Below are 20102 nucleotides of genomic sequence, written 5' to 3'. Positions count from 1 at the left end.
ATCCCCCGGGCAGTCCGCACGCCGCGTGACCGACGGCGTGGCGCGCCGGGCGGTATAGGTCGTTATACGCGAGGGCCGGGCGCGGGAACCGGACGGCGGGCGGGCGCGTCGGAGCGGCGGAAGGAGGTCCCGATGATCGAACCGTGTCCCGGCTGCGGGCAGCTGGACCGGGTGCAGCACGTGCCGGCGGTCTACCACGGCGGGCACTCCTTCTACCGCGGCCAGGGCCCGATGGTCACCGTGCCCGCCGGTGACGGCGTCGTCGTGACGAGCAGCCAGGTCAGCGGCGTGTCGGTGACGGCGGTGGCCCGGGCACTGGACCCCTTCCCTCCCCCGCGCCGCGGCGGCGGCCTGCTGGCGGCGGCGATCGTGCTGGCCATGGCCGGCAGTTGTTTCCTGCTGTTGCCGTTCTCGGCGTCCGAGGACCCGCCGCCCGGCGGCGCGGCGGCGAAGGCGCTGGGTGTCGCGCTGTTCTCGCTGCCTTCGGTGTGCGTGTACGTGGCGGCCGGCGTGCTGGTGTGGCTGTACGTGCGGCGCGTGCGGGCGCACCGGCGACAGCGGCGCGGGGTCCCGGCGGCCCAGCAGGTGTGGGAGCAGGGCTGGTTCTGCCACCGCTGCGGCGGCGTCTACTTCGCCGAGGCAGGACGGCTGCTGACCCCGGCACACTTCCGGCACCTGGTAGCACGGGCGGGCGGCTACGACCGCTAGGCCAGCACCGTGAGGGCGCCCGGCACGCAGCTGGCCGTCACCGGGACCGTGCCCTGCGGTTCGCCGTCGGCGTAGGCGGGCCAGGTGTTGCCGGCCAGGGTCACCGAGCGGGCGCGCAGCGTGCGGACCGCCGGGTGGGTGAGGTGCTTGCCGGTGCGCAGGCCCGGGAGCAGGCGGATCAGGCCGCGGCGGGTGGCGTGGCCGATGATCGTGACGTCGAAGACGCCGTCCTCGGGATCGGCCGTCGGGCAGATCGGGACGCCGCCGCCGTAGAAGGGGGTGTTGCCGATCGCCACGAGTGTCGCGTCGAGTTCGAGGCGGCCGGTGCCGGTGTCGACGACCACCGGGCGGGAGCGGAACGCCGCCAGTTCGGCCAGGATCGCGACGTCGTAGCGGCGCGGCCCGGACGGCCAGCGCATCCGGTTGGCGCGTTCGTTGACGCTCGCGTCGAACCCCGCGCACAGCACCGTCGCGAACCAGGTGTCGCCCACGCGGCCGAGGTCGATCCGCCGGCGGGCGCCCGAGCGCAGGGCGGCGACCAGCGCGTCGACCGCCGGGAGCGGCTCGCCGGGGAGGCCGAGGGCGCGGGCGAAGTCGTTGCCGGTGCCCGCCGGGACCAGGCCGAGCGCGACGTCGTGGTTCGCGCAGAACTGGACGCCCTGGTGGGCGGCGCCGTCCCCGCCGAGCACGATCAGGACGTCGAGCCCGGCGGCGTGGGACGACCGCATCAGCGCCCGGGACTCCTCGACGGAGTGGGCGACGAGCACATCGAGCCGGTCCACGGCGGTGCGCAGCCGCTCGGCGACGGTGTCGGCGATCCGGGCCGCCGCGCCGTGCCCCGACGCCGGGTGCACGGCGAGCGCGGCGTGGATCCCCACTAGGTGACGTCGTCGGTGCTCGAGCGGCCGCCGGACGCGGTCGGGGTGGAGGGCTCGTCGTCGACGGTGCTCGGCGTGTAGTCGAACGGCGCGGCTTCGTCGTCGGCGAGCTGGTCCCAGCCCTCGTCGGTGCGCAGCTTGTCCTTCTTCCGGTCGTGCCACCGGGCGAGCTGGATGGCGATCTCGAACAGCACGGTGAGCGCGGCTGCCAGGCCGAGCATCGAGAACGGGTCCGAGCCGGGCGTGGCGAACGCCGCGAAGACGAACAGCGCGAACACGATGCCCCGACGCCACTTCTTCAGCTGCACGTACTTCACGACGCCGACGCGGTTGAGCATCACGACCAGCAGCGGGAGCTCGAAGCTCACCCCGAAGATCACCAGCAGCGACAGGATGAAGGAGATGTACTTGTCCGCGGTCAGCGCGGTGACGAACTGGTCCTGGCCGAAGCTGGTGAGCAGTTCCAGAGCGTGCGGCACGAGGAGGTAGGCGAGCACCGCGCCGGTGGCGAACAGCACCGAAGCGAAGCTGACGAAGGTCAGCGCGTACTTGCGTTCCTTCGAGTACAGACCCGGCGCGATGAACGCCCAGAGCTGGTACAGCCACGCCGGGGACATGACGACCGCGCCCGCCGCGACACCGACCTGCAGCCGGATCATGAACGACTCGAACGGCACGGTCTGCAGCAGCCGGCAGCCGTCGATGCCGTTGAGGCGCTGCTGCGCCGGTATCTGGCAGTACGGCCCGATCATGAGGTCACCAAGCGACGGGATCGGCCCGAGGTTGGTCTCGAACCAGATGAACCCGAAGATGCCGCCGATGACGACGGCGAGCAGCGCGAAGCCGAGACGGCGGCGGAACTCGTAGATGTGCTCGATGAGCGTCATCGTGCCGTCGGGGTTGGTGCGACGGCTGCGCTTGCGCCGCTTGGAACTGCGGCTGTCACCGTTTCCGGAGGCGGGTTCCGCCACGGGTTGTTCCGTTCTCGTCGGAGTCCGCCGGAGCGCGCCGGATTCGGCGCGCTCCGTGGACCGGGGACCGGGTGTGGCCGGAGCCGCTCAGCTGACGTTCTTCTGCGGCTGCTCGGCCGCCTGCTGCTTCTTCAGCTCGTCGAGCTGCCGCTGCAGGTCGGCGACCTGCTGGTCGGTCGATGCGGGCGCGGCGGGCGTGGCCGGGATCTGCTTCGTCTCGACGGGCTCGGCGTCTTCGTGCACCGCGGCCTTGTCGCCGGTGAGATCCTTGGTCTCGGCCTTGAAGATCTTCATGGACTTGCCGATGGACCGGGCCGCGTCGGGAAGCCTCTTGGCCCCGAACAGCAGCACGACGACGAGCACCAAGATGATCAAATGCCACGGCTGCAATCCGTTCAGCATGGTGGCCTCCTATCTGCGTCTGGTAGGGATGTTACTGGTTTTCCGCTTTGCGGTGGCGCTGCGCGAACGCGACGCGCAACGCCGCCGACCGGGCGCGCACGAGCCCCGCCCGGTCCTGGGTGTTCGTAGCCACCATGCTTGTGGTTTGCCGGAAGGCACGCAAGACCTTGACGGTCCGCACCAGCAGGACCACGAGGCCGGCGAGGCCGATCAGGATGAGCAGGGCGGTGGGCAGGTACGGCACGCGACCAGCCTAGTGGTCGCAGGTTGACGGAAGGTGACGGGCTCGGGCCACCGCGTCGGCGGCCCGGCGGCCGACGTCGGACGCGAGGTCGGCCGGGCTCTCCACCAGCGCTTCCCCGCCCAGGCCCAGCACCAGGCGCACCATCCACGACTGGTCGGCGTAGCGCATCCGGATCCGCAGCCGGCCACCGTCGAGCTCGTCGAGCTCCTCGCACGGGTAGTACTCGGCTACCCAGCGTGCGTCCGGGTCGAGGACCAGGACGGCCTCCCGCTGGTCGGGACGCTCGCGGAAGACACCGTCGGAGATGTCGGTGGGGTGGGCGTGCGCGGGCGGCCGCGACGGCTCTTCGAGGACGGTCAGCTCGTCGATCCGGTCGAGCCGGAACAGCCGGACGCCTTCGGCGCGGCGGCACCAGGCCTCGAGGTAGCCGACGGCCTGGACGATCAGCAGCCGCATCGGGTCGACCGTGCGCTCGGTGATCTGGTCCTTCGAGGCGGTGTAGTAGCGGATCCGCAGCGCGCGCCCGTCCTGCAGCGCGCGGGCGACCTCCTCGCGGGTCCGCGCGGTCTTCTTGCCCTCGCGCACTCCTCCGCCGACGACCACGCCGGCCGGCTGGGCCTGCCCGGCGGCGGCTTCGATCTTGGCGATGGAGCGGCGGACGGCGTCGCCGTCGACCACGCCCGGGGTCTCGGCCAGCGCGCGCAGCGCCACCAGCAGCGCGGTCGCCTCGCCGCCGGTCAGGCGCAACGGGCGGCTCATCCCGGCGTCGTGGGTGACGATGATCGTGTCGCCCTCGAAGGACAGGTCGATCAGGTCGCCGGGGCCGTAGCCGGGCAGCCCGCACATCCACAGCAGCTCGAGGTCCTTGCGCAGCTGCTTCGGCGTGACGTCGAAGTCCTGCGCGGCCTCGTCGACGCGGATGCCCGGGCGCGCCAGCAGGTACGGCACGAGAGCGAGCAGTCTCGGCATCCGGTCGGTGGACCCGCTCACCGGGCACTCACCTGCCGGGCGACGACGGCTTCCAGCCGGTCCTGGACGCTCTTGGCCAGCACGTCGGGTTCGAACACGACGACGTCCGGGCCTTGCGCGCTGATCCAGTCGGCGGCCGATTCCGGGTAGAGCAGGCCGATCTCCACGAGGTCGCCCTCTTCGCCGTCGACGCTCGCGCGGCCGACCACGGTGCCGCGGCGGCGGACGCCGGCCGCGCGGCCGTCGGCGACCCAGACCCGGGCGGTGGTGACCGGGGCCGGTTCGCTGTCGCCGGTGGCCGTGACGAGCTTGAGCAGGTTGACGCTCTCGGGGCGCCGGACCTCGCCGGGCTTGCCGACCGGGCGGACCTGCCCGGTGACGCGGGAGAGCCGGAAGCAGCGGGTGGCGCCGCGGTCGCGGTCGTGCCCGACGACGTACCAGCGGGCCCGCCACGACACCACGCCCCAGGGTTCCAGGGTGCGCATGATCCGCTCCGGGGAACCGCTGCGGCGGTACTCGAAGCGGACGGCCTGGCCGTTCTGGACCGCGGCCAGCAGCGGCCCGAACGCCGGTTCGGCGCGCACGCGCGGCTCGACCACGGTGGGCGCCTGGTCGTCGACCTCCAGGCCGGCGGCGCGCAGCTTCACGAGCGCCCCCTGCGCCTGGCCGGTCAGCTCCGGGGAGTCCCACAGCCGGGACGCCAGCGCGACCGCGGCGGCTTCGTCGGGGGCGAGGTCGATCTCGCCGAGTTCGTAGTCGCGGCGCGCGATGCGGTAGCCCTCGATCGCGTCGAACGCGGAGTTGCGGCCGGTCTCCAACGGGATGCCGAGCTCGCGCAGCTCGGTCTTGTCCCGTTCGAACATCCGGAAGTAGGCCTCGTCGCTGGCCGCGTCGCCGTAGCCGGGCACGATGCCGCGGATCTTCTCGGCAGTGAGGTACTGCCGGGTGGACAACAGGGCCAGCACCAGATTGACCAGCCGTTCGGCGCGTGCGGTGGACACCCGTAGAGCCTAGCCCGCACCGCCCGGCCCGATCGTGAGGTCCGGGGTACGCGCGTCGTAATCGGTCCGGGCGGCGTCGACGGCTTCGAAGTTGGCCTCCGCCCACGCCTTGAACCCGGCCATCAGCGCGCGCAGCGATTCCCCCAGTGGCGTAAGGGAATACTCGACGCGGACGGGCACCGCCGGCGTCACTTCGCGGCGCACCAGACCGTCCCGTTCGAGCACCCGCAGGGTCTGGGTGAGCATCTTCTGGCTGACCCCGGCGATGCGCCGCGAAAGGTCGCTGTAGCGCTGCGGGCCGTCACCGAGCGCGACCAGGACGAGGCTGACCCACTTGCCGGCGATCTCGTCCAGCAGCTTCCGGGTGGGGCACGCCGCCAGGTAGGCGTCGTAGGCGGCCTTTTCGGCTTGCCGCCGCTGTTCCGCCGTGCGCGTGGGCACCGGGCGAACCTCCTCGTTCGGTGGGCACCTGCAAGTGCGTACTTCCCGATGGAGAGTAGCTCCCCATACGTTTGCTGCGGAAGGTTTCCCGGTCGAGAGGAGCAGGCGATGCGTGCGGTGGTGGTCCGGCGGTTCGGTGGGCCGGAGGTGCTGGAGTTCGCCGAGGTACCCGTGCCCGAGCCGGGTCCGGGCCAGGTGCGGATCCGGGTGGCGGCGGCCGCGGTGAACCCGGTGGACCTGGCGACCAGGAGCGGGGTGCTGAGTGCGGCGGGGGTGGTTCCCGCGCGGGAGGTGCTCGGGCTGGGGTGGGACGTCGCCGGGGAGATCGACGATGCCGGGGGCACCGGGTTCCGGGTGGGCGAGGCGGTGATCGGCCTGCGCGACCGGATCGCCACGCCGCTCGGCACCCACGCCGAGCACATCGTCCTGGACGCGTCGGCGGTCGCGCCTGCTCCGGTAGGTGTTTCGCCGGTCGAAGCCGCGACCCTGCCGCTGAACGCCCTCACCGCCGCACAGGCGCTCGACCTCGTCGAAACCACCGGGACGGTCCTGGTCACCGGGGCGGGCGGAGCGGTCGGCGGGTATGCCGTCGCTCTCGCGCGCACCCGGAAGCTCCGCGTGGTGGCGGTGGCCTCCGAAGCCGACGAAGCGCAGGTCCGGGCCTTCGGCGCCGACGAGTTCGTGCCACGCGGCCCGTCGCTGGCCGACCGGGTCCGCGCGGTGGTCCCGGGCGGGGTGGACGCCGCACTCGACACCGCACTGCTCGGCTTGGACGCGCTCGACGCGGTCCGGGGCGGCGGCGAGTTCGTGGCGTTCGCGGCGGGCGCCGCCCCGATCCCCCTCCGCGGGATCCGCGTCCGCACCGTCTGGATCCGCGCGGACGGCGAACGCCTGGCCGAGCTGGCCCGCCTGGCGGAGAACGGCACGCTCCCCCTGCGCGTGGCCGGAGTCCGGCCCCTGGCCGAGGCGGCGGCCGCGCACGAACGGCTGGCCGCGGGCGGCCTGCGCGGCCGGCTCGTCCTGGTGCCGTGAGAACCGGCCCGGGCCCCCATAACCTGGAGTGCATGGATGATCGCGTTCTCCTCATCACCGGCGCCTCGCGCGGCCTCGGCGCCGCGACCGCACGCCTGGCCGCCGAAGCCGGCTTCAAGGTCGCCCTCGTCGCCCGCAAGGCCGAGTCCGTCACGCCCCTCGCCGCCGAACTCGGCGAGGACCGGGCCATCGCCGTCGCCGCCGATGTCGGGGACTGGCCGAGCATCTCCGGAGCCGTCGCCGAGACCGTCGAAAAGTTCGGGCGGCTCGACGCCGCCTTCGCCAACGCCGGCATCGGCACCGGGACCTCGTTCTTCGGCACCGACGACCCCGATCCCACGGCGTGGGAGCCCATGGTCCGCACCAACGTCCTCGGCGCCGCCTACACCGCCCGCGCCGCCCTGCCCGCGCTCAAGGAAACCGCCGGGCACCTGCTCATCACCGGCTCGGTCGCCGGCCGCTACATCCGCAACGCCAGCCTCTACTCCGCCACGAAGTGGGCCGTGACCGGGATGGCCGGCGCCATCCGCGAGGAGGCCGTCGGCACCGGTGTCCGGGTCACGCTGATCAACCCGGGCATCACCGACACCGACATCCTCAGCGACGAGCAGCGCAAGAAGCCGAAGCTGGCCGCGGACGACATCGCCCGCGCGGTCCTCTACGCCCTCCGGCAGCCGCCCTCGGTCGACGTCAACGAGATCATGGTCCGCCCGACCGGCCAGGTGCTCTAGGAGCCCAGGCGGGCGACGCGGCCTCCGGCACCACTGGCCCAGCAGTGCGCCCCGGCGCAGTCGACGCTGTCGAAGCTGCCCGTGTCGAACGACGTCCAGTGCCGCCCGCCGTCGGGGCTGTAGTCGCTGCCGCCGGGACCGACCGCGAGCACCGTCCCGCCGCGCCAGGCCAGCCCGGAGCGGTAGCCGGCCGGGTACTGGGCCGGGGTGGTCCAGGTGCGGCCGCGGTCCCGGGTGAGCGCGACGGCCGGGCCGGGCGCGTCCGGGTTCGCGAAGTCGCCACCGATCGCGATGCCCTCGGACGGTGAGCGGAAGGCCAGGGCGAACACGCCCGCCGACGGGCTGCTGGGCAACGGCGTGCCCGACGCCGTCCAGTGCCGGCCGCCGTCACCGGAGTGCAGCACCCGGGCGGTCGCGCCGCCGCCCGTCGCGAGCCAGGCGTCGAACGGCCCGGCCGTGGTGACGCACTGGCCGCTGGCCGCGAACCCGGCCTCACCGGGCAGCGCGGGCGGGAAGCCGCTGTCGGGCACCGGCCGCCAGCTGCGGCCGCCGTCGAAGGTGGCCTGCACCCGGAACCGGCCGTCGACGGGGTCGCTCATCGCCAGGCCACGCCACGGGTCGAAGAAGGCGAGGCAGTCGTAGAACGCCGCCGCGTCGGTGTTCTGGAACGTCTGGCGCCAGTGCGCGCCGCCGTCGTCGGTCCGGTAGACGCGGGAGTCGGTGCCCGGCCCGATGGAGAGGACCACGGCGTGGTCGGCGTCGAAGGCTTCGATGTCGCGGAACTGGAGCGCCTCGGTCCCGGGCGGCCCGACCGGCGCCCAGGTACGGCCGCCGTCGAGGGTGCGCAGGACGGTGCCCTGCGTGCCGCTGACCCACGCGACCCGGGCACTGACCGCCGACAGGCCGCGGAACTGGGCGGTGACCCCCGTCGGCGTGAGCTCCCACCTCGGCGGGTGCTCCCGCGCCGACGCCGGAGCCGCGATCGAAACCAGCAGGGCGAGCACGATCAGCACGAGACGCATGCGCCCGATCCTCCCGCACCCGGGAACCGACTTTCGTCGCACGCGGACAGCCGTGCGGGCCACCCCGGGTTCCGGGGTGGCCCGCATGGACGGTGGGTCAGAGCGAGCTGATCAGGCGTTCCACCCGCTCGTCGACCGAGCGGAACGGGTCCTTGCACAGGACCGTGCGCTGGGCCTGGTCGTTCAGCTTCAGGTGCACCCAGTCGACGGTGAAGTCGCGGCCCGCGGCCTGGGCGGCGGCGATGAAGTCGCCGCGCAGCTTCGCCCGGGTCGTCTGCGGCGGGGTGTCCTTGGCGGCTTCGATCTCGCCGTCGTCGGTGACCCGGCGGACCAGGCCCTTGCGCTGGAGCAGGTCGAAGATGCCCCGGCCCCGGCGGATGTCGTGGTAGGCCAGGTCGAGCTGGGCGATGCGCGGGCTGGACAGGTCCAGGTCGTGCTTGTGCCGGTAGCGCTCGACCAGCCGGTGCTTGATCGCCCAGTCGATCTCGGTGTCGATCTTGCCGAAGTCCTGCTGCTCGACCGCGTCCAGGGCCCGGCCCCACAGCTCGACGACGCGCTCGTTCGCCGCGGTCGTGCCGTTGTCCTTGATGTGCTGGATCGCGCGGGCGTGGTACTCGCGCTGGATGTCCAGCGCCGAGGCCTCGCGCCCGCCCGCCAGCCGCACCTGGCGGCGGCCGGTGAGGTCGTGGCTGATTTCGCGGATCGCCCGGATCGGGTTGTCCAGGGTGAAGTCGCGGAACTGGACGCCGGCCTCGATCATCTCGAGGACCAGGTTCGCCGAGCCGACCTTGAGCATGGTCGTCGGCTCGGCCATGTTCGAGTCGCCCACGATGACGTGCAGGCGCCGGTAGCGCTCGGCGTCGGCGTGCGGCTCGTCGCGGGTGTTGATGATCGGCCGCGAGCGGGTGGTCGCGCTCGAAACGCCCTCCCAGATGTGCTCGGCACGCTGGGAGAGGCAGTAGACCGCGCCGCGCGGGGTCTGCAGCACCTTGCCGGCACCGCAGATGAGCTGGCGGGTCACCAGGAACGGGAGCAGCACGTCCGCGATCCGGGAGAACTCCCCCGCCCGGGTCACCAGGTAGTTCTCGTGACAGCCGTAGGAGTTGCCCGCCGAGTCGGTGTTGTTCTTGAACAGGAAGATGTCGCCGCCGATGCCTTCGTCGGCGAGCCGCCGTTCGGCGTCGACCAGCAGGTCCTCGAGGATCCGCTCCCCGGCCTTGTCGTGGGTGACGAGCTGGACCAGGTCGTCACATTCGGCCGTCGCGTACTCGGGGTGCGAGCCGACGTCGAGGTAGAGCCGCGAGCCGTTCGACAGGAACACGTTGGAGGAGCGTCCCCACGACACGACCCGCCTGAACAGGTACCGCGCCACCTCGTCGGGCGAGAGCCTGCGTTGTCCGTGGAAGGTGCACGTGACCCCGAACTCGGTCTCGATGCCAAAGATCCGCCGCTGCATTCCACCAGAGTAGGCGCTGCACCCCCTTCGACGGTGCGCCGTTCGGGCGTCGACACGCCCTCAGTACGCCACAGACGGTGAAATCTCCCCGAATCAGGCACGATTGGAGCACAGCTCTTGACGACGTGCGGAAGGCGGACTCCTTGTCACACCAGCTCATCCGGGCCTTCCGGCGGGTCGGCCGGACCGACCGCGCCCTGATGCGCCGCAGTGCCTCGTTGCCCGCCTCGAAGGTCGACGACGCGCTGATGACGTTGTCGAGATCGGCGAACAAATCACGCCTGTGGTGGGGTGTCGCCGCGCTGCTGGCCGCCCGCCCGGGCGCGACCCGCCGGGGCGCGCTGCGCGGGGTCGTGGCGATCGCCGGGGCCAGCGCCGCGGCCAACCTGATCGGGAAACCGCTCTTCCCCCGCCGCCGCCCGGCCGAAGAAGAGACACCGATGCGCCGCCGCCTGCGGAAACGGCCCACGTCCTCGTCCTTCCCCTCCGGCCACTCCGCGTCCGCGGCCGCGTTCGCGACGGCGGTGGCGATGGAGTCGCCGCGGGCCGGGCTCGTCGTGGCGCCGCTGGCGCTGGCCGTGGCCTACTCGCGGGTGCACACCGGCGTGCACTGGCCCTCCGACGTCGGTGTCGGCCTGGGTATCGGCGTCGGCGTGGGACTGGCCACCCGGCACTGGTGGCCCCTGCACGACGACGTCCCGGGCCGCACGGCCCACGACGCCGACGCGCCCGAGATGGTCGACGGCGAGGACATGCTCGCCGTCGTCAACCCGAACTCCGGCGTCGCCGGCCAAGACCCGACCGAGGACGTCAAGTTCGCCTGGCCCAAGGCCACGCTGCTCTACCCGGATCCCGAGCGGGGCCTGCGCGCCCAGCTCGAAGCCGAGATCGACGCCCGTGGCACGGTCCGCGCGCTGGCCGTCGCGGGTGGGGACGGCACCGTCGCGGCGGTGGCCTCGGTCGCCGCCGAACGCGACCTGCCGCTCGCCCTGGTCCCGGCGGGGACGCTCAACCACTTCGCCCGCGACGTCGGCGTCAGCTCGATGCCCGACGCCGACGCGGCCACCGAGGTCGGCAACGCGGTCCGCGTCGACCTGGGTGAAGTCGAGATCGACGGCGCCGGCGAGGCGGACCACCGCTGGTTCGTCAACACCGCCAGCCTGGGCGGCTACCCGGAGATGGTGCGGCTGCGGGAGAAGCTGCAGGAGAAGCACCCGAAGTGGCCTTCGGCCGCGATCGCGCTGGCCAGGACGCTGCGGCACGCCAAGCCGCTGACCGTCCGGCTCAACGGCAAGCGGGCGCAGGTCTGGCTGCTGTTCGTCGGCAACGGCACGTACGCGCCCAAGGGGTTCGCCCCGAGCCGGCGCCCCGCGCTCGACACCGGCCTGCTGGACATCCGCTACCTGCGCGCCGACCTGCCCTACTCCCGGGCCCGGTTCCTGCTCGCGATGATCACCCGCAGCCTCGCCGCCAGCCACGTCTACCAGGAGCTCGACCTGCCCGAACTGGACGTCGAGCTGCTCGACGGCAACCGCCGCGTCGCCACCGACGGCGAGGTCGGCCCGCTCGGCAACCGGTTCCGCTTCCGGTCGCGTCCCAGCGCCTTGACCCTCTACCGCCTTTAACCTTCCTTTACCTTTTCTCAACGAACCCACAGCCGGTCCCGGCTAGCTTCGCGATCGAGTTGCGGGCACTCCTGCCCGCGGCCAGGGGACGAGCGGGGATTCGATGGACGGGCACGGCCTGGCGAGCGTCATCCACCGGGCCGCGAGCGACCCGGTGCTGCCGGGTGACGTCACCGCCCGCGCCCGCGACCTGGGCCCGCTCGAGTCACCGCTCATCTGGCTCGGCTTCGCCTCGGCCGCCGTCGCCGTCCTCGCCGTCGTGGCCGCCCTCTGGTACCGGCGGCGGGTCCGGCGCTGGGGGTTCACCGCCTTCGGCGTGCTCCTGCTGCTGGCGTCGGTCACCGCCCTCAACAGCTACGTCGGGTACGTCCGCACCTCCGACGACCTGGCCCGGCTCCTCCAGCGCGGCCCCGGCGTCGTCAACCTCGCCGGCCGCCTGCTCGACGACGGCAAGGAGGCCCCCGAACCGTCGTCGGGCTCGTCCCCGGATTCGTCGTCGGATTCGTCGTCGTCCAGGCCGCACCCCGGCGCGGGCGCGGCGGCCGCCGGGCAGCGGATCGACGTCGTCAACCTCGCCGATCCCGCCCACGGGATCCCCTCGGGCAGCAACTACGTCGTCCTCCCGCCCGGGTACGACAGCGATCCCACCCGCCGCTACCCGGTCGTCTACCTCATCCACGGCTACCCCTTCGGCGGTCCTCGCGACTGGCTCACCTCCGGCGACGCCCCCGGCTCGCTCCTGGCGCTCCAGCAGGCCAACGTCATCGCGCCGATGATCGTGGTCAGCGTCGACCTGACCGCCGGCAACCCCAGCACCGACTGGGAGTGCCTGAACGTGCCCGGCGGGCCGCAGCTGGAGAGCTACCTGGCCGGCACCGTCGTCCCGGCCGTCGACCAGCGCTACCGCACGCTCGCCGACCGCGCCCACCGGGCACTGGGCGGCATGTCCGGCGGCGGCTTCGGCGCGCTCAACATCGGCCTCCACCACGTCGACGAGTTCGCCACCCTGGTGATCGCGCTGCCCTACGACGACCTCAACGACTCGGTCGGCATCCTCGACGGCAACCGGGCGGCCATCGCCGCCAACACCCCCCGCCGCTACCTGCCGACGATGAAGTTCACGGCGCCGATCTCGGTGATGCTCGCGGTCGGCACCGGGGCGCCGACCGACGTCGCGACGGCTCGGCGGATCGCGGAGGCACTGCACGCTCGCGGGCAGGAAGCGGTGGTCCATGCCGAACGCGGCTTCAACCACACCTGGCACACGGCCCGGGCGACGCTGCCGTACCTGCTCGCGTTCGCCGATCAGACCTTCCGGACCTCGCCCGCGACGTCCTGAAGACTGCGGGCATGGATCTCGACACGCACTACCGCACGGGCCCGGCCGAACACACCCGGCTGGCCCGCACCCCGCACGGCCGGCTGGAGTACCTGCGCACCCGCGAACTGCTCCGCCGCTTCCTGCCCGCGCACGCCCGCGTGCTCGACGTCGGCGGCGGGACCGGTGTCCACGCCGAGTGGCTCGCGACCGATGGACACGCGGTCCACCTCGTCGACATCGTCGCGGACCACGTCGCGCACGCCGGCACGCTGCCCGGCGTGACCGCCGAGGCCGGGGACGCCCGCAGCCTCACCGCACCGGACGCCGCGTTCGACGTCGTCCTGCTGCTCGGGCCGCTCTACCACCTCGTCGGACCGGCCGACCGCGCCCAGGCCCTCGCCGAAGCCCACCGGGTCCTGCGGCCGGGCGGGCTGCTCGCGGCCGCGGGCATCAGCCGCTACCTCTCACTGCTGGAAACCGGCGCCACGGGCACCCTCACCGCCGAGCTGACCGACCCGATCCGCGCGGTCATCGAGACCGGCGCGTACGACGGCCACGTCGGGTTCATGCCGACGCACTGGCACACCGCCACCGAACTGCGCGACGAAGTCGTCGCCGCGGGCTTTCCGGAAGCCGGGGTGTACGGGATCGAAGGCCCGGCGTGGCCCGCGCTCGACGTGGCCGGGCTCGACCGGTTCGACAGCCTGGCCGAAGCGGCCCTGCGGGCCGCCCGGATCGGTGAACAGGATCCGCGGATCCTCGAAACCAGTGCCCATCTGCTCGCTGTTGCGCAGCGGGTGGGATGACTGTGGGACCGGCGCCTTCGAGCCCGGTGTGCGCCGGATCGACGCTGCGGTGTTGGGGTCTGCCGGGTTCTCCCCGCCGGCCCGAACGCCGGATTGTTCAACGGCCGGCACGCCGCGTCAAGGCGGGAAAGCGTGCCTTGACCCGGCCTGCCGGCCGCTGATGCGGCTGCGTATCGGGTCGGCAGGGGGGTGTGGCCGAGGCGGGTTGTCTTTGGAGCCGGTTGTGCGGAAAGGCCGTAGGACCCGCGGCTCCTCGATACCTGCGCCCCCTGCTCGCCTTCGCCCGATGGGCGGTGGGCGGGGGCGCAGATGGGAGCGGGGCGGGGCCTACCCGCCCACCCCCCGTCTCGCTCAGGAACTCACTCGCCTTCGGGCTTGCTCTCCGGCTCCTCGCCCTGCGGGTCCGGGACCGGGAGCAGCGTGTCCAGTGCCGCGCCCGTCAGGCGGCGGAACGATCGGCGGGGGCGGTCGCGGTCCAGGACCGCCACCTCCAGCTTGATCGGGTCCGCGTCGCTGTTGCCGTTCGCCGATGCGTTCGCCGACGACGAAGCGGACGAGCCCGATGACGACGTCGACGGGGCCGGCTGGATCGGCGTCCGCAGGGCCGCCACCGCCACGCCCAGGGCCGCCTGCAGATCCAGGCCGTCCTCGAACGTCTCCTTCAGCTTGGCCGCGATCTTCTCGTTCTGGCCGCCCATCACGATGTACTGCGGCTCGTCGAAGATGGACCCGTCGTAGGTCAGCCGGTACAGCTGGTCCTCCGCCGCGCTCGCCCCGACCTCCGCGACGCAGACCTCCACCTCGAACGGCTTCAGCTGCTCGGTGAAGATGCTGCCCAGCGTCGCCGCGTACGCGTTCGCCAGCGCCCGGGCACTCACGTCACGCCGGTCGTACTGGTAGCCCTTCAGGTCCGCGTGGCGGATGCCCGCCACGCGCAGGTTCTCGAACTCGCTGTAGCGCCCGACCGCGGCGAACCCGATCCGGTCGTAGATCTCGGAGACCTTGTGCAGCGTCGCCGACGGGTTCTCCGCCACGAACAGCACGCCACCCGAGTACTTCAGCACCACCACGCTCCGGCCGCGCGCGATGCCCTTGCGCGCCAGCTCGGAACGCTCCCGCATCAGCTGCTCGGGAGAGGCATACAACGGCATCGTCACGGTGTGCGCTCCAGGTCTTTCGGTGTTCCAACGTTCACTGGTCGTCCGGTTCCGGTCAGGACAGCCGGCGCTGCTGGCGCTCGATCCGCCCGGCCACCACGGCTTCGGCCACCGCCGCCGTCTCCGACTCCGACAGCTGCACGGCGCCGCGCTCCGCGGTGATCGTCACGACGCTCGGGAAGATCCGCCGCACCAGGTCCGGGCCGCCCGACGCGGTGTCGTCGTCCGCCGCGTCGTACAACGCCTCCACCGCGACCCGCGTCGCGCCTTCGACGTCGGCGTCCGGGTCGTGCAGCTTCTTCAGCGCGGACTTCGCGAACAGCGAACCCGAGCCGATGCCCGCGTAGCCGCCGTTCTCCTCGTAGCGCCCGCCCGCGGCGTCGTACGACACGATCCGCCCGGCGTGCTTGGCGTCCTCGGCCTCCAGGTCGTACCCCACGAACAACGGGATCGCCGCCAGCCCGGCCATCGCCATCTCGAGGTTCGCCTTGACCATCCCGGCCAGCTTGTTCGTCTTGCCGTCCAGCGACAGCGAAACGCCCTCGATCTTCTCGTAGTGCGCCAGCTCGACCGCGTACAGCCGCACCATCTCCACGGCCAGCCCCGCCGTGCCCGCGATGCCGACCGCCGAATACTCGTCGGTGACGTGCACCTTCTCGATGTCGCGGCTCGCGATCAGGTTCCCCGACGTCGCCCGCCGGTCACCCGCGATCAGCACACCGCCCGCGAACGTGCACGCGACGATCGTCGTCCCGTGCGGGAGGCCCAGCTCCGCCGCACCCGGCGCCACGCGCCGCTCCGGGAGCAGTTCCGGCGCCTGGACGCGCAGGAAGTCCGAAAACGACGACGTCGCCGAGGAAAAGTACGCCGCAGGCAGCGCGGGACCCGAGATGCCCCTGGTGTTGTCCATACGTGCTCAAAAATCCCATCTGTGCGGGCCGGAGCCCCGCGCGCGGAGGACGCCACGCGGAACTCCGGCCGCCGGCTGAACGGTCGGCAAGGGCGCAGTGCGCCCGAGCGGCTATTCGCCGCCCTTCTGCACATAGGCCCGGACGAAGTCCTCGGCGTTCTCTTCGAGCACGTCGTCGATCTCGTCGAGGATCGTGTCCACGTCCTCGCCGAGCTTCTCGCGCCGCTCCTGACCCGCCGCGCCGGTGTCGTCGAACTCCTCGTCGGAGTCACCACCGCCGTGCTTTTCGATCTTTTCCTGGGCCATCTCGCCTCCCGGTGTGGCTGATGTTTCCTAGCCTACCCAGCGGCCCCGACATTCGGGGCAACGCCGCGATCGGTGTGCCAACCGCCTAGTCCGAACCGGTGAGCGCCTCCACCAGCTCCTCCGCCGTCGCCGCGTTGTCCAGCAACTTGCCGACGTGCGCCTTCGTCCCCCGCAGCGGCTCGAGGGTGGGGATCCGCACCAGCGACTCCTTGCCCACGTCGAAGATGACCGAATCCCACGAAGCCGCCGCGATGGACGTCGCGTACTTCTCCAGCGCCCGGCCGCGGAAGTAGGCCCGCGTGTCCGACGGAGGCGTCGTCACCGCGGCCAGCACCTCCTCCTCCGAGACCAGCCGCTTCATCGACCCGCGGGTGACGAGCCGGTTGTACAGGCCCTTTGCCAGCCGCACGTCCGAATACTGCAGGTCGACCAGCCGCAGCCGCGGCGCGCCCCAGGCCAGGTTGTCCCGCTGGCGGTAGCCCTCCAGCAGCCGCAGCTTCGCCGGCCAGTCCAGCCGGTCCGCGCACTCCTGCGGGTCGCGCGCCAGGGCGTCCAGTATCTCGCCCCAGACCCGCAGGACCTCCTTCGAGGCCTGGTCGGCGCCGGTGCGCTCCAGGTTCTGCGAAGCGATCTCGTGGTAGGCGAACTGCAGGTCCAGCCCGGTGTACTTCTTGCCGTTGGCCAGCGCGACCTGCGTCTTCAGCGTCGGGTCGTGGCTGATCTGGTGCACCGCCTTGACCGGCTCGTCGAGCTTCAGGTCGTCGAACCGGATGCCCGACTCGATCAGGTCCAGCACCAGCGCCGTCGTCCCGACCTTCAGATAGGTCGAGTACTCCGACATGTTCGCGTCGCCGATGATGACGTGCAGCCGCCGGTACTTGTCCGCGTCCGCGTGCGGCTCGTCGCGGGTGTTGATGATCCCGCGCTTGAGCGTGGTCTCCAGGCCGACCTCGACCTCGATGTAGTCCGCACGCTGGGAGAGCTGGAACCCGGCCTCTTCACTCTGCTGGCCGATCCCGAGCCGGCCCGAGCCGGTCACCACCTGCCGCGAAACGAAGAACGGCGTCAGCCCCGCGATGATCGCGGTGAACGGGGTCGACCGCGCGCACAGGTAGTTCTCGTGCGTGCCGTAGCTCGCGCCCTTGCCGTCGACGTTGTTCTTGTACAGCTGCAGCTGCGGCTGGCCCGGCACGGAGGCGGCCTTCATCGCCGCCTCCTCCATCACCCGCTCGCCGGCCTTGTCCCAGATGACCGCGTCCCGCGCGTTCGTCACCTCGGGCGCCGAGTACTCCGGGTGCGCGTGGTCGACGTACAGCCGCGCCCCGTTGGTGAGGATGACGTTCGCCGCCCCCAGGTCCTCGACGTCCGGGTCGTGCCCCGGGCCGCCCGGGCCGGTCAGGTCGAACCCGCGCGCGTCCCGCAGCGGGCTCTCCACCTCGTAGTCCCACCGCGCCCGCCGGGCGCGCGGGATGTCGGCCGCGGCCGCGTAGGCCAGCACGACCTGGGTGGAGGTGAGTACCGGGTTCGCCGTCGCGTCGCCCGGCACGGAGATGCCGTACTCGACTTCGGTTCCCATGATCCGCCGCATGTCACCACCCTACGGGGTCGCCCTAGTGGAACGATGCACCCATGCCAGGCAGTGACGAACTCGTTGCCCTCTATGACCAGGCCGGCGCGGTGGTCGGCACCACCGTCCGCACCCGCCTCCGCAGCGAAGGCCTGTGGCACGCCGCCGGCGTGGTCCTGGTCCGTTCGGGTGACGGAAACGCGGTCTACGTGCACCTCCGCACCCCCGGGAAGGACGTCTTCCCCTCCACCTGGGACTGCTGGGCCGGCGGCGTGGTGGCCGCCGGCGAAACCCCGGCCGAGTGCGCCCGCCGCGAACTCGCCGAGGAACTCGGTGTCCAGGGGGTGGAACCCGTGCCGCTGTTCACCAAGGTCTACGACGACGGCCGCAACCGCTGCCACAACTTCGCCTTCGAAGTCCGCTGGGACGGCCCGATCCGCCACCAGGCCGAGGAGATCGTGGAAGGCCGCTGGATCACCCTGGCGGAGCTGCGGGCCTGGGTCGACGACCCGGCGCCGGAGCTGCCCTTCATCCCCGACGGCCGCGAAGGCGTCCAGGAATGGTTCCGCCGCTACGGCTGAGCAGCCAGCTTCGCCGCCATCGCGGGCAGCAGGCGCTTCGCCGCGTCCACCGCGCGGGCCCCCGTGCTCGCCGAGACCGTCAGCTCGGACACGAGCATTTTCCTGGCCAGCAGCACCGTGCAGGTCTTGCCGTCGCACCAGGCACGCTGCAGTTCGACCCCGGCCTGGGCCGGGACGCTCACCGTCTTGCCCGCGCAGTCGGTCTCCGCGACGGCCTGGGCCGCCGTCCGGTCCGGGAACACGAAGACGCGGTGGCTCAGCTCCGACCCGCTGGGGTAGCGCCAGGTCGCGGTCCGGCTGCTCGCCGACGGCCCGTCCGCCAGGCAGCCCGCGGTCTCCTCCGAGCCCGGCTGCACGCCTTCCCCGGCGACGTCCGCATCGGACAGCAGTGCCCGCTGCGCGAGCCCGCTGAGATCGGGTGCCGCCGGGGTCGCCTTCGCCGGGCTCACCGGGGCTTCCGACGTCTTCGGTGCCGCCGGTGCCGCCGGGGACGTGGGTACCGGATCGTCGTAGTACGTCTCGAGGTTGTTCGGATCGGGCCCGTCGCAGCCCGTGAGACCCACCAACGCGACCGCGGCCAACGCGATCGCCTGCCGATGACGCACCTGCTCCGGCCTCCTGTTGTCCGTGGCGTGCCTGCGAAGGGTAGTGCAGCCCTTCAGTCCCACTCCAACGAGGACCGGTGTCGCCAGTACGCCCCGGGCTCCTCGGCGAGCGCGGCCAGCGAATCCCGTTCGGCCGCGGTCAGTTCCAGCGCCGTGGCCTGCAGGTTCGCCGCGAGCTGAGCCGGGCTCGCCGGGCCGATGACCGCCCGGTCCGCCCAGTCGTTCGCCAGCACCGCGGCCACCGCGACCGCATCCGGCCCGGTCCCGTGCGCGGCGGCGATCCCGCGGACCGCGGCCGGCGCTTCGACCGCCAGCCTGCCGTTGGCCAGGGTTTCCTTGACCAGCACCCGGTTCCCGGCCGCGTGCGCCGCGGCCAGGGCCGGCCCCGCGGACGGCTCCAGGACGTTCCACGTCGACTGCACCGCGGAGAACACCGGCTGCCCGGCCGCTTCCAGCGCGAACGCCCGCTCGATCGCGTCCGCCTGGGCCGGCCCGGACGTCGAAAAGCCGACCGCGACACCGTTCGCGGACAGCTCCGCGAGGGCTTCGAGCAACGGCTCGTCGGTGAAGAGCGGACTGTCCACGGTGAGCGAATGCACCTGGTAGAGCCCGACCCGGTCCCCCAGCAACGCCAGGGTTTCCGCCCACTGCGTGGCGAACCGCGCCGCCGAGTGCTCCTTCACCTCGTGCACGTCGGCGTCGAGCCGCCACTCCCCGACGTAGGCGTAGCCCCACTTGCTGGAGATCTCGACTCCCGGGTGCCTGCGCTCGGCGAGCCAGCCGGCCAGGAACTCCTCGGAGCGCCCGTAGGAGCGGGCGACGTCGACGTGCCGGACGCCCGCGGCGTAGGCGTCGTCGAGCACCGCGAACGTCGCCGCGCGCATCGAGGCGACGTCCCGCACCGGCGGCAGCGCCCCGTCCCGCCCCAGGTTGATGTACGCGGGACGGCCGAGCGCCGCCAGGCCGAGGGCGATGCGGTCCACGCGCGCGCTCACGCGGTCTGCTTGTGCCGCAGGATGGCCAGCCACTGCCCCGAGGTCTGGGCTTGGCGGTGGAGCTTCTCCAGGCGCGCGGCCGGGGCCCGGACGTAGCCCTTGCCGAAGACGGGGGCGATCTGCCGCAGGCTGGCGCCGCCTTCACGGGCCGCGAGCAGCAGCCAGTCGGAGGCGTCGGCGCAGGCCGCGGACGCGCGGCGCAGCTCGCCGAGCATGTCGATGAGTTCCTGGGCACTCACCTCTCCCGCTTCCACGGCGACGGCCGTCGTCTCCAGCCAGGCCAGGACGTCGGTTTCGGTGATGGGCGCGCGGGGCCGGGGTTCTTCGGTCACGCCGGTGAGTATAGGTCGTTATACGCCGATATACTGGCAGCG

At 72.4% G+C, this 20102-nt stretch carries 23 protein-coding genes; 7 read left to right on the top strand and 16 right to left on the bottom strand.

Translation table 11 applies throughout. The annotated features are described in order from the left end of the window. The first annotated feature begins 132 nt into the window (after positions 1 to 132). Positions 133 to 708 (top strand): hypothetical protein, encoded by a 576-nt coding sequence (locus ACFVYA_RS26030; protein ID WP_387048595.1) that lies wholly within the window; start codon positions 133 to 135, stop codon positions 706 to 708. Here the strand turns inward: ACFVYA_RS26030 and ACFVYA_RS26025 are convergent. The 7 genes from ACFVYA_RS26025 to ACFVYA_RS25995 form a co-directional block, all read right to left on the bottom strand. Next, on the bottom strand, positions 705 to 1586 hold the full coding sequence (locus ACFVYA_RS26025) for a diacylglycerol/lipid kinase family protein (RefSeq protein ID WP_387048593.1): 882 nt from the start codon (positions 1584 to 1586) through the stop codon (positions 705 to 707). The two genes, ACFVYA_RS26030 and ACFVYA_RS26025, sit on opposite strands and share 4 nt — an antisense overlap. After that, positions 1586 to 2557 carry a twin-arginine translocase subunit TatC gene (gene tatC / locus ACFVYA_RS26020; RefSeq protein WP_387048591.1) on the bottom strand — a complete coding sequence of 324 codons (972 nt, stop codon included), beginning with the start codon at positions 2555 to 2557 and terminating at the stop codon, positions 1586 to 1588. The genes ACFVYA_RS26025 and tatC overlap by 1 nt, the downstream gene beginning before the upstream one ends. Positions 2558 to 2644: 87 nt before the next feature. Then, positions 2645 to 2959, bottom strand: a complete 315-nt coding sequence (gene tatA / locus ACFVYA_RS26015; RefSeq protein WP_387048590.1) for a Sec-independent protein translocase subunit TatA — start codon at positions 2957 to 2959, stop codon at positions 2645 to 2647. A gap of 31 nt (positions 2960 to 2990) precedes the next feature. Further along, a complete protein-coding gene (locus tag ACFVYA_RS26010; RefSeq protein ID WP_285992041.1) occupies positions 2991 to 3203 on the bottom strand; it encodes a bacteriophage holin in 213 nt (70 codons plus the stop codon). A 9-nt stretch (positions 3204 to 3212) separates the two neighbouring features. Then, complete coding sequence (locus ACFVYA_RS26005; protein WP_387048588.1) at positions 3213 to 4193, bottom strand: helix-turn-helix transcriptional regulator; 981 nt, start codon at positions 4191 to 4193, stop codon at positions 3213 to 3215. Continuing rightward, the gene (locus ACFVYA_RS26000; RefSeq protein WP_387048587.1) at positions 4190 to 5173 is read right to left on the bottom strand and encodes a helix-turn-helix transcriptional regulator; all 984 of its coding nucleotides are present in this window, start codon (positions 5171 to 5173) and stop codon (positions 4190 to 4192) included. The genes ACFVYA_RS26005 and ACFVYA_RS26000 overlap by 4 nt, the downstream gene beginning before the upstream one ends. A 9-nt stretch (positions 5174 to 5182) precedes the next feature. Continuing rightward, positions 5183 to 5614, bottom strand: coding sequence for a winged helix-turn-helix transcriptional regulator (locus ACFVYA_RS25995; RefSeq protein ID WP_387048585.1), 432 nt, complete (start codon positions 5612 to 5614; stop codon positions 5183 to 5185). Positions 5615 to 5722: 108 nt separating this feature from the next. On the opposite strand from ACFVYA_RS25995, the gene ACFVYA_RS25990 reads away from it, so the two are divergent. Both ACFVYA_RS25990 and ACFVYA_RS25985 read left to right on the top strand, forming a co-directional pair. Further along, on the top strand, positions 5723 to 6646 hold the full coding sequence (locus ACFVYA_RS25990; RefSeq protein WP_387048583.1) for an NADP-dependent oxidoreductase: 924 nt from the start codon (positions 5723 to 5725) through the stop codon (positions 6644 to 6646). 32 nt (positions 6647 to 6678) lie between these two features. Next, positions 6679 to 7377 carry an SDR family oxidoreductase gene (locus ACFVYA_RS25985; RefSeq protein ID WP_387048582.1) on the top strand — a complete coding sequence of 233 codons (699 nt, stop codon included), beginning with the start codon at positions 6679 to 6681 and terminating at the stop codon, positions 7375 to 7377. Here the strand turns inward: ACFVYA_RS25985 and ACFVYA_RS25980 are convergent. Both ACFVYA_RS25980 and pafA read right to left on the bottom strand, forming a co-directional pair. After that, positions 7374 to 8399, bottom strand: coding sequence for a WD40/YVTN/BNR-like repeat-containing protein (locus ACFVYA_RS25980; RefSeq protein ID WP_387048580.1), 1026 nt, complete (start codon positions 8397 to 8399; stop codon positions 7374 to 7376). The two genes, ACFVYA_RS25985 and ACFVYA_RS25980, sit on opposite strands and share 4 nt — an antisense overlap. Positions 8400 to 8496: 97 nt before the next feature. Beyond that, entirely contained in the window at positions 8497 to 9855 is a 1359-nt protein-coding gene (gene pafA, locus ACFVYA_RS25975) for a Pup--protein ligase (RefSeq protein WP_285992048.1), read from the bottom strand. A 143-nt stretch (positions 9856 to 9998) separates the two neighbouring features. Between pafA and ACFVYA_RS25970 the strand changes: the two genes are divergently transcribed. The 3 genes from ACFVYA_RS25970 (at position 9999) to ACFVYA_RS25960 (ending at position 13607) form a co-directional block, all read left to right on the top strand. Beyond that, entirely contained in the window at positions 9999 to 11480 is a 1482-nt protein-coding gene (locus ACFVYA_RS25970; RefSeq protein WP_387048577.1) for a bifunctional phosphatase PAP2/diacylglycerol kinase family protein, read from the top strand. Between the two features lie 103 nt (positions 11481 to 11583). Beyond that, positions 11584 to 12819: an alpha/beta hydrolase gene (locus tag ACFVYA_RS25965; protein WP_387048576.1), complete on the top strand. Its 1236-nt coding sequence runs from the start codon at positions 11584 to 11586 to the stop codon at positions 12817 to 12819. Between the two features lie 11 nt (positions 12820 to 12830). Further along, the gene (locus ACFVYA_RS25960) at positions 12831 to 13607 is read left to right on the top strand and encodes a class I SAM-dependent methyltransferase (protein ID WP_387048574.1); all 777 of its coding nucleotides are present in this window, start codon (positions 12831 to 12833) and stop codon (positions 13605 to 13607) included. 359 nt (positions 13608 to 13966) lie between these two features. Here the strand turns inward: ACFVYA_RS25960 and prcA are convergent, their stop codons facing one another. The 4 genes from prcA to dop all read right to left on the bottom strand — a co-directional run bounded on the left by prcA (position 13967) and on the right by dop (position 17568). Then, on the bottom strand, positions 13967 to 14764 hold the full coding sequence (prcA, locus tag ACFVYA_RS25955; RefSeq protein WP_387048572.1) for a proteasome subunit alpha: 798 nt from the start codon (positions 14762 to 14764) through the stop codon (positions 13967 to 13969). Between the two features lie 55 nt (positions 14765 to 14819). Next, on the bottom strand, positions 14820 to 15674 hold the full coding sequence (prcB, locus tag ACFVYA_RS25950) for a proteasome subunit beta (protein ID WP_285992053.1): 855 nt from the start codon (positions 15672 to 15674) through the stop codon (positions 14820 to 14822). Between the two features lie 111 nt (positions 15675 to 15785). Next, the gene (locus ACFVYA_RS25945; RefSeq protein ID WP_013226725.1) at positions 15786 to 15980 is read right to left on the bottom strand and encodes a ubiquitin-like protein Pup; all 195 of its coding nucleotides are present in this window, start codon (positions 15978 to 15980) and stop codon (positions 15786 to 15788) included. Positions 15981 to 16065: 85 nt separating this feature from the next. Continuing rightward, complete coding sequence (gene dop, locus ACFVYA_RS25940; RefSeq protein WP_285992054.1) at positions 16066 to 17568, bottom strand: depupylase/deamidase Dop; 1503 nt, start codon at positions 17566 to 17568, stop codon at positions 16066 to 16068. A gap of 41 nt (positions 17569 to 17609) precedes the next feature. Here dop and ACFVYA_RS25935 point away from each other — a divergent pair, with 41 nt between their 5' ends. Then, positions 17610 to 18128 carry an NUDIX domain-containing protein gene (locus tag ACFVYA_RS25935; RefSeq protein WP_285992055.1) on the top strand — a complete coding sequence of 173 codons (519 nt, stop codon included), beginning with the start codon at positions 17610 to 17612 and terminating at the stop codon, positions 18126 to 18128. Here ACFVYA_RS25935 and ACFVYA_RS25930 read toward each other — a convergent pair. Genes ACFVYA_RS25930 through ACFVYA_RS25920 form a run of 3 tightly spaced genes read right to left on the bottom strand, consistent with a single transcriptional unit; the run spans position 18119 to position 20060 of the window. Continuing rightward, the gene (locus tag ACFVYA_RS25930) at positions 18119 to 18733 is read right to left on the bottom strand and encodes a hypothetical protein (protein ID WP_285992056.1); all 615 of its coding nucleotides are present in this window, start codon (positions 18731 to 18733) and stop codon (positions 18119 to 18121) included. The genes ACFVYA_RS25935 and ACFVYA_RS25930 overlap by 10 nt on opposite strands. Before the next feature lie 53 nt (positions 18734 to 18786). Next, entirely contained in the window at positions 18787 to 19728 is a 942-nt protein-coding gene (locus ACFVYA_RS25925) for an aldo/keto reductase (protein WP_387048571.1), read from the bottom strand. Continuing rightward, positions 19725 to 20060 carry a hypothetical protein gene (locus tag ACFVYA_RS25920; protein WP_387048570.1) on the bottom strand — a complete coding sequence of 112 codons (336 nt, stop codon included), beginning with the start codon at positions 20058 to 20060 and terminating at the stop codon, positions 19725 to 19727. The genes ACFVYA_RS25925 and ACFVYA_RS25920 overlap by 4 nt, the downstream gene beginning before the upstream one ends. Between the last annotated feature and the right edge of the window lie 42 nt (positions 20061 to 20102).

It is taken from the genome of Amycolatopsis sp. NPDC058278 (assembly GCF_042881395.1).
GTDB lineage: Bacteria > Actinomycetota > Actinomycetes > Mycobacteriales > Pseudonocardiaceae > Amycolatopsis.
Note: the sequence above shows the minus strand (reverse complement) of the source record. Positions and strands in the feature narration are given on the sequence as shown.

Excerpts from the sequence above, each read along its gene's own strand:
- ACFVYA_RS25990 (WP_387048583.1), top strand. The coding sequence starts at position 5,723 with ATGCGTGCGGTGGTGGTCCGGCGGTTCGGTGGGCCGGAGGTGCTGGAG.
- tatA (WP_387048590.1), bottom strand. The coding sequence starts at position 2,959 with ATGCTGAACGGATTGCAGCCGTGGCATTTGATCATCTTGGTGCTCGTC.
- ACFVYA_RS26030 (WP_387048595.1), top strand. The coding sequence starts at position 133 with ATGATCGAACCGTGTCCCGGCTGCGGGCAGCTGGACCGGGTGCAGCAC.
- ACFVYA_RS25985 (WP_387048582.1), top strand. The coding sequence starts at position 6,679 with ATGGATGATCGCGTTCTCCTCATCACCGGCGCCTCGCGCGGCCTCGGC.
- dop (WP_285992054.1), bottom strand. The coding sequence starts at position 17,568 with ATGCGGCGGATCATGGGAACCGAAGTCGAGTACGGCATCTCCGTGCCG.
- ACFVYA_RS25980 (WP_387048580.1), bottom strand. The coding sequence starts at position 8,399 with ATGCGTCTCGTGCTGATCGTGCTCGCCCTGCTGGTTTCGATCGCGGCT.
- pafA (WP_285992048.1), bottom strand. The coding sequence starts at position 9,855 with ATGCAGCGGCGGATCTTTGGCATCGAGACCGAGTTCGGGGTCACGTGC.
- ACFVYA_RS25935 (WP_285992055.1), top strand. The coding sequence starts at position 17,610 with ATGCCAGGCAGTGACGAACTCGTTGCCCTCTATGACCAGGCCGGCGCG.
- ACFVYA_RS25965 (WP_387048576.1), top strand. The coding sequence starts at position 11,584 with ATGGACGGGCACGGCCTGGCGAGCGTCATCCACCGGGCCGCGAGCGAC.
- ACFVYA_RS25960 (WP_387048574.1), top strand. The coding sequence starts at position 12,831 with ATGGATCTCGACACGCACTACCGCACGGGCCCGGCCGAACACACCCGG.
- prcB (WP_285992053.1), bottom strand. The coding sequence starts at position 15,674 with ATGGACAACACCAGGGGCATCTCGGGTCCCGCGCTGCCTGCGGCGTAC.
- ACFVYA_RS25945 (WP_013226725.1), bottom strand. The coding sequence starts at position 15,980 with ATGGCCCAGGAAAAGATCGAAAAGCACGGCGGTGGTGACTCCGACGAG.